A 7,240-nucleotide genomic window follows, 5' to 3' on the forward strand; every position below is an offset into this window, starting at 1 on the left:
ACCCAGCATTCGATGATTTGTTACAAACAAAATCCATCACGATCTACCCAAGCGCCATGCATGCAGTTTTGCCAGTAACTTCAGAGCGCCTTCTGGCGCATGAGCACGTTTCCATTCGCCCGCCGCGTATTTGGCAGATTCATTCCATGTCGGGTACGGGTGAATCGTTCCGAGAATTTTGTTCAGGCCTAAACCATGTTTCATGGCAAGGGTGAACTCAGCCAGAATTTCTGCGCCATGGGCACCTACCACAACCACACCGAGGATCTTGTCCTTGCCAGGCACCGTTAACACCTTGATGAAACCATAGGCTTCACTTTCGGCAATGGCACGGTCCAGATCATCCAATCCATAACGGGTGACTTCATAATCAACTCCCTGAGCTTTGGCCTCTGCCTCACTCAACCCCACCCGGGCTACTTCCGGCGAAGTAAAAGTAACCCAAGGCATAACCCGGTAATCCACACGGAAGCGTTTAAATTGTCCAAACAAGCCATTCACTGCGGCGTACCAGGCTTGGTGGGCGGCTGCGTGAGTGAATTGGTAAGGGCCGGCCACGTCACCGCAGGCAAATACATTGGGGTAACGCAGGCTCATGTCATCTTCCACCGGAACCGTACCGTTTGGCAGGGTTTCCACGCCGATCCGTTCCAGGTTCAAGCCGGTTGTGTTAGCCGACCGACCGACAGCCACCAACACCTGATCGAAGGGTATACGTACCCGCTCACCGTTATGGTCACAGTAGGCAACCTTCTCTCCGTCTTCCAGGCGGAATTCAGTGGCTGAATGCTCCAGCAGCACCTCAATGCCATCGGCTTCGAACTGTGCTTTTACAACCGCCGAAACGTCTTCATCTTCTCTGGCCAGCAGGCGATCAGCCCGCTCTACCTGAACCACCTTGCTACCCAAGCGGGCAAATGCGTGAGCCAGTTCCGAACCAATAGGCCCACCCCCTAACACCAGCAAGCGTTTCGGCTGCTCCTGTAAATCCCATAGGTTGTCAGAGGTAAGCGGCTGCATGGCTTCCAGGCCCGGAATCGGCGGAACAGCAGGCTTGCCGCCGGTAGCCACAATAATGCTTCGGGCTGTCAGGCGCTCAGTGCGGCCATCATTATGTTGCACTTCCAGCTCCCAGGGAGAGATGAAGCTTGCTTCACCGAAGATGCAATCCACCCCGAGATTTTGATAGCGCTCCGGAGAATCGTGGGGCTCTACCTGTGCGATCACATCTTTGACGCGCTTCATTATGTTCCTGAACGAAGCCTGCACCGGCACGGATTCAAGGCCATAACGGGTGGCATTACGCAGAGTGTCAGCCGCTTTGGCGCTGCGAATCAGCGCCTTGGAAGGTACACAACCGGTATTCAGGCAGTCGCCACCCATTTTGTGCTTTTCAATCAGCGCCACTTTGGCTTTAACAGCCGCACCTATATAGGCCGAAACCAGGCCTGCGGAACCACCGCCAATAACCAGTAAGTTGTAATCAAAGTGCTCCGGTTTCTGCCAGCCAACATACACCTTGCGACTGCGGATAAAACCCACCACAAACTTTGCGATTAACGGAAACAGCGCGAGCAGAGCAAACGAAAGTAATACCCCGCCGGAGAGAATGTCGCTGGTGGATTGAATTTGCCCCAACTGGGTACCGGCATTCACAAATACAAAGGTGCCCGGCAGCATCGCCAGCCAACTCACCAGCGCGTAGGTGCGCAGCTTCATGGCGGTCAAGCCCATGGCCAGATTGATCAGGAAAAACGGAAACACGGGCACCAGACGCAGCGTAGCCAGATAGAAGGCACCGTCTTTCTCGATACCCCGATCAATCTTGGTAATGGTGTCTTTGTATCGTGTGCGCAGCGTGTCCCTCAACAGGAAGCGGGCCACCAGAAACGCCAGAGAGGCTCCGGCTGTCGAGGCAACAGAAACCGCGACCAGACCATACAGGTTGCCAAAAAAGGCTCCACCGGCAAGGGTCATGATGGCAGCACCAGGAAGCGACAACGCCGTCACCAACACATAAACAACGGCGTAACTGACAACAGCCACCAACAGGTTTTGATCAATCCAGTGCGCAATGCTGTCTCTGTGCTGCTGAAGATTTTCCAGAGTCAGCAGCTGATGCAGGTCGAAGCTGATAAACACGCCGATAATGACCGCGATGACCAGAATTAGAAGTAACTTGTTTCGGTTCATAAGAATGCCTGTTAAACGTGCATGAAAATACGCTGTTATCACTAAGACACGGCCATCCGCTGGATGTTACACAAATCATGTTCTAATATTTTTGAACGAATGTTCCACAATACAGGAACTTTTTCGTGTTCCGAAACCCTATTAAGGACATCATCTATCAAATCAGACCTGTCAGGGACGTGAATTCATGAACACTGCGGAGCTATCCAAAATCGAATATTCGTTGATCGAGGCACTCAAGAAAGGCGACGGCACAGCCTATGAAAAAGCGGTGCGAGAGTATTCGTCTGGCATGCTGGCAGTTGCTCGCTTCTATCTGGACGCTTCCAGCGCCGAAGAAATCGTTCAGGACTGCTGGGTCACGGTGATAGACGCCATTCAGAAATTTGAGGGCCGGTCTGGCCTTAAAACCTGGCTGCACCGGATCGTCGCCAACCGCTGCAAGAACAAACTGCGCTCCAGCAAACGGGAAGTAGCCATGGATTTTTCAGAGACCCTGGATCCTGAGCTGGCTGAAAGGTTCAATGCGTCGCGCCAGTGGGAATTGCCTCCGCGCCTTCGTTTTGATGAGTCCGCCGATAGCCTGCTGGAAAACGGTGCGCTGAGTGACTGTCTGGATAAGCACCTGTCAGCACTGCCGGAAACCCAGCGATCTGCACTGATGTTGTATGAGGCACACCAGCACAAATCTGAAGATGTCTGTAACATTCTCGATGTCAGTGCATCTAACCTTCGGGTGCTTTTACACAGAGCAAGGCAGAGGATCTTTCTGATGGTCGAAACCTTCCAGGAGACTGGCGAATGTTAATGTGCAAAGATCTGGCGGAAATCGCCAGTGATTACATTGATGGTGAGCTGTCGGCCTCTCAGAACCTGGCGGTAAGAATGCACCTGATGATGTGTAAGCATTGCCGTTCATTTATTGGCAACCTTCGCGCCAGCACTGATCTCATCCAAGCCCATTCATCGGCAAAGGTCGATGAAGAGCTGATGCGCAAGATTGATCAACGTGTCGCCGCAGCACTCAAAGCTCGGGATAAAGACTGAGAGTTGTGATCGGGAGATTCCATGCTGCTGAACTGGCTGACAAGGCGACTGGCCGCATACCTTTCCAAAGAAATTGCCCGGCATTCCATCAGAACATCCACCTGGGATGCCATGGTAAGCACCCTGCAACCGGGAGATGTTCTGTTGGTGGAAGGGAACACGCGAATCAGTGTGGCCATCAAGTATCTGACCCAATCCACCTGGTCTCATGCAGCCCTTTATCTTGGGCCAGATGCCGGCCTGGGCACCTCAGCTGAAGGCGAAGCTCATACGCTTATTGAGGCAGATCTAGAGCAGGGCATACGCCCACTCCCACTATCCTTTTATCGGCACGCCCACACCCGTATTTGTCGTCCGGTTGGACTGTCTGAGGATGATATTGGCGCACTGACAGACTATGCTCTCAGCCGACTCGGCCATCAGTACGACATGAGGAACGTATTTGACCTGGCCCGTTATCTGCTCCCTACACCGCCAGTACCTGCCCGCCACAGGCATAGGCTATTGGCCTTCGGAAGCGGCGATCCTACCCGGGCAATCTGCTCAACCTTTATTGCCGAAGCGTTCCAGTTGCTGAAATACCCTGTGCTACCCGTGGTAGAGCTACTTCCTGCCGGTGACCCGGATTGTGACGACTGCCTGCAAGAGCGCTACCGGGTCAAACACCACTCTCTGTTCACGCCTAGAGATTTCGACGCGTCACCCTATTTTCAGATCATTAAGCCCACAATTGAAATGAATTTTGATTACCGTGCGATCGAATGGGCCGATCAGGAACCCGGTGCTTAACTACTGTAATTCAGGGAAGTGTTCGGGCCGGTTCAACAACCACTCGTACTCACTGAACTTCATACCTGAGGTTGCGTCAATCTGTTTTCGCCGTTCGGGCTCAGCCCACTTTTGGATAAAGGCTCTCACAGACCCGGACGATTCAATAAAATCATCCTCATACCACTTGAACAGTTCCGTTACCAACATCTGCCCCGACTCAACATGCAAGTGCCGCTGAGTATTGAGCGCTCGCCGGGTATTTTCTGTTAACAAAGCATCCAGATTAGCCTCGGTGTAGATCCGGTCACGAAGTGGCGGACAGCCTGTTGAAGCACAATTCACCGCAAAATGAACACGCGCATCCTTCCAGCCTTTTGTCTGATATTCCTTGCCCAGTAAAATCCCTTTTTCAATGCCGTCCAGACTCAGATAACGGCCGCCAACATTGAACTTTTCCCGCTGGAACACCGAGTCAACAAAAGGATTGATCCGACCACCATAATCCCACACGGAAGATACCAGCGTATCTCCTGGTCTTTCGGTCAGAATCTGATCGACCATGAAAAAATTATACGCGTTGATCCAGAACGCAACAGACTCAGCCCGGCCTTCCAGCTTACCTGGATCAAAATTGGCCAAAACCTTTCTCTGTTCCGTCAGCAAACGTTCAGTGCTGTCATCAACAAGGGCTTCAGCATAATCAAACGCAGTGACCAGTCCGTTATCTGGCAGGGTCTGCTCAATCACATATTCACTCAGCAGCTTCTGAAATGGCCCATAGACCTTCTCTGACGACCAAGCCTGAACTGGCATGAAAGCAACCAACAACAGAAGGGCTGAATGGGGTAAAAACAGGGATCTCAACGACATTGGGCTTCTCCGGCCGGTAAATACAGATACCAGACACACCCAGAGGCGAATTGTTACAGCAGAACCCGAAGCTCAGCCTGGTGCCACCCTGCCAAACACGAAGTTTGGCAGGGCCTTTGCCTAACGCAGATCTGGATTCAGCGTATAAGTGCCTGTGACCCGGGCGCTGGCTAACACATGGCCAGCCATCGCCGCGCGCACAGCGTTACCATCAAACTCACCTTTCAGATTCAGGCTGTCCACATCCAGCGCGTGTACTTCAAAGTGGTAGTGGTGAATGATTTCATCATTCCAGGGTGGGCAGGGGCCATCGTAGCCAGCATAAGTGCCAGCCATATCCGGGTTATCTGCGAGAAACTGAGTATAGTTATTCACCCCTCGTACACCGATCGGGCCTGGGCCGACGGGCTTACCTTTCGGACTTACGCCATCGCTGTCTTCGCCTTCAGGGATCAGGCTGATATTCGCAGGTACGTCTACCAGCAGCCAATGGAAAAAATCCACCCTGGGCAAATCGGCGGGTACAGTTTTACCTTCCTGGTTCACATCGTCAGCCACGCTGGGAACATCCGGATCAAACATCATCACCACAAAACTCCTGGTGGCTTCGGGAGCGTCTTCCCAGCTCAGCTCCGGATTACGGTTAGGGCCGAAGCTCATATGATGCTCTGCATTGAACACACCAAATGCGAATTTCTCCGGAATCGGGCAGCCTTCTTCAACACCAGTAACCTTTAATTTCACGGTCTTGCCTCCTGTTGATCATTGCTTTCATCACAGCGGAATAACTTGCACCCAATCACCACAGACCTGCCTGCACGTCTGATGATCAGTCCAGATTAACAAAAGTTGCCACAGAACACCGAAATACTAATTTCGAATTACACAACCAATTGATAATCTTATGAATTTATAACTTAACCCATATTGATTGAATTGTCTTAACTCGCATTAGACGTTAGTATTGATCTGCTCACACCCACCAATTGACAGGACAAGAAACGACAGCCAAGCACTTTTTCAGAACTGACGAGAGTGTTTGGCTTTCATTTCTTCAAGGTTTCCCTGTTATGGATAAGCTACACCATATTGTTGTTGTCGGCGGAGGTGCCGGAGGGCTTGAGCTTGTTACCAGCCTGGGTAACAAGCTTGGAAAGAAGAAAAAAGCCAGAATCTCGCTGGTCGACGACGGTCTTACACACGTATGGAAACCCTTGCTGCACGAAGTGGCCTCCGGTTCCCTTGATGCCAGTACCAACGAAGTCAGCTATCGGGCCCACGCCCGCAAGCACCACTATGAATTTCAACTTGGCCGGATGAACGGCCTCGACCGCCGTCACAAAGAAATCATTATTGCGGCATTTCATGATGCCGAAGGCAACGAAGTCGTTCCTGAACGCCGTATCCGATACGATACTCTGGTGATTGCCGTAGGCAGTACCGCGAACGATTTTGGCACTCCCGGTGCTCAGGATTATTGCCTGTTTCTTGATAGCCTCCGTCAGGCACAACGCTTTCATAATCTGTTGCTGAACGCTTTCCTACGCACCAACCATGAAGCTCTTCAAGGTCACCCACACACTCTGAATATCAGCGTGATCGGTGCCGGCGCAACGGGCGTAGAGTTGGCCGCAGAGTTGCGGTTAGCATCGCGAGAGTTACCAGTTTACGGCATGAATCACCTGAAATCATCCGATGTATCCATCAGTGTGATTGAGGCCGCCGACCGGATACTGCCCGCCTTGCCAGGCCGCCTGTCTGCCGCAGCAACACGGGAACTGGAACGTCAGAAGGTAAAGGTGCTAACTGGCCAGCCCGTCAGCGAAGTACAAAAGGACCGGCTGGTGATGAAAGATGGCACCGAGCTGCCGTCAGACATGACCATTTGGGCCGCAGGTATCAAAGCGCCCTCATTCCTGACCGAGCTGGAAGGCCTGGAAGTAAACCGAAGCAACCAACTGGTGGTAGAGCAAACCCTGCAAACCACCAAGGACGCGGACATTTTTGCCTTTGGCGATTGTGCCGCTTGCCCGCAGCCAGACTCAGAGCGGCCAGTCCCTCCCCGGGCCCAGGCTGCACATCAGCAGGCCGACACATTATTCAAGACGCTCTGCAACCGGCTCGAAGGCAAAGAAGCTATCCCCTTCGTGTACAACGACCATGGCTCACTGATCAATTTCAGTAAATACACCACCGTCGGCAATCTCATGGGCAACCTGTCCGGCCGCAATATGTATATTGAGGGAAAAGTGGCCAGGCTGTTCTATGTTTCCCTGTACCGTATGCACCAGGTTGCCCTGCACGGTTTCCTGCGTACCGGTGTGATCTGGCTAATGGACAAAATCAGCCGGGCCATGCA

General features: G+C 52.4%; 7 protein-coding genes. 4 read left to right on the forward strand and 3 right to left on the reverse strand.

Annotation, left to right across the window (positions count from 1 at the left end; translation table 11 throughout):
• Positions 1-36: 36 nt before the first annotated feature.
• Positions 37-2,193, reverse strand: coding sequence for an FAD-dependent oxidoreductase (locus tag ABYA77_RS05180; protein WP_372964882.1), 2,157 nt, complete (start codon positions 2,191-2,193; stop codon positions 37-39).
• A gap of 187 nt (positions 2,194-2,380) precedes the next feature.
• Here ABYA77_RS05180 and ABYA77_RS05185 point away from each other — a divergent pair, with 187 nt between their 5' ends.
• The 3 genes from ABYA77_RS05185 to ABYA77_RS05195 are packed head-to-tail and all read left to right on the forward strand — an operon-like array spanning position 2,381 to position 4,029.
• On the forward strand, positions 2,381-3,001 hold the full coding sequence (locus ABYA77_RS05185; RefSeq protein WP_372964883.1) for an RNA polymerase sigma factor: 621 nt from the start codon (positions 2,381-2,383) through the stop codon (positions 2,999-3,001).
• Positions 2,995-3,240, forward strand: coding sequence for an anti-sigma factor (locus tag ABYA77_RS05190; protein WP_372964884.1), 246 nt, complete (start codon positions 2,995-2,997; stop codon positions 3,238-3,240). Before ABYA77_RS05185 ends, ABYA77_RS05190 begins: the two co-directional genes overlap by 7 nt.
• A gap of 21 nt (positions 3,241-3,261) precedes the next feature.
• A complete protein-coding gene (locus ABYA77_RS05195) occupies positions 3,262-4,029 on the forward strand; it encodes a YiiX/YebB-like N1pC/P60 family cysteine hydrolase (protein ID WP_372964885.1) in 768 nt (255 codons plus the stop codon).
• On the opposite strand, the gene ABYA77_RS05200 is transcribed toward ABYA77_RS05195, so the two are convergent.
• Positions 4,030-4,881, reverse strand: coding sequence for a DUF547 domain-containing protein (locus ABYA77_RS05200; RefSeq protein WP_372964886.1), 852 nt, complete (start codon positions 4,879-4,881; stop codon positions 4,030-4,032).
• A 120-nt stretch (positions 4,882-5,001) separates the two neighbouring features.
• A complete protein-coding gene (locus tag ABYA77_RS05205; protein WP_372964887.1) occupies positions 5,002-5,625 on the reverse strand; it encodes a YbhB/YbcL family Raf kinase inhibitor-like protein in 624 nt (207 codons plus the stop codon).
• Positions 5,626-5,951: 326 nt separating this feature from the next.
• On the opposite strand from ABYA77_RS05205, the gene ABYA77_RS05210 reads away from it, so the two are divergent.
• Positions 5,952-7,240 (forward strand): NAD(P)/FAD-dependent oxidoreductase (locus ABYA77_RS05210; RefSeq protein ID WP_372964888.1); only part of this gene is annotated, 1,289 nt, incomplete at its 3' end.

Origin of the sequence: Marinobacter sp. (assembly GCF_041595835.1) — a bacterium.
GTDB lineage: Bacteria > Pseudomonadota > Gammaproteobacteria > Pseudomonadales > Oleiphilaceae > Marinobacter.

Bases quoted from the DNA above. Each gene is read 5' to 3' on its own strand.
- ABYA77_RS05185 (WP_372964883.1), top strand. From the start codon at position 2,381: ATGAACACTGCGGAGCTATCCAAAATCGAATATTCGTTGATCGAGGCA.
- ABYA77_RS05200 (WP_372964886.1), bottom strand. From the start codon at position 4,881: ATGTCGTTGAGATCCCTGTTTTTACCCCATTCAGCCCTTCTGTTGTTG.
- ABYA77_RS05195 (WP_372964885.1), top strand. From the start codon at position 3,262: ATGCTGCTGAACTGGCTGACAAGGCGACTGGCCGCATACCTTTCCAAA.
- ABYA77_RS05190 (WP_372964884.1), top strand. From the start codon at position 2,995: ATGTTAATGTGCAAAGATCTGGCGGAAATCGCCAGTGATTACATTGAT.
- ABYA77_RS05180 (WP_372964882.1), bottom strand. From the start codon at position 2,193: ATGAACCGAAACAAGTTACTTCTAATTCTGGTCATCGCGGTCATTATC.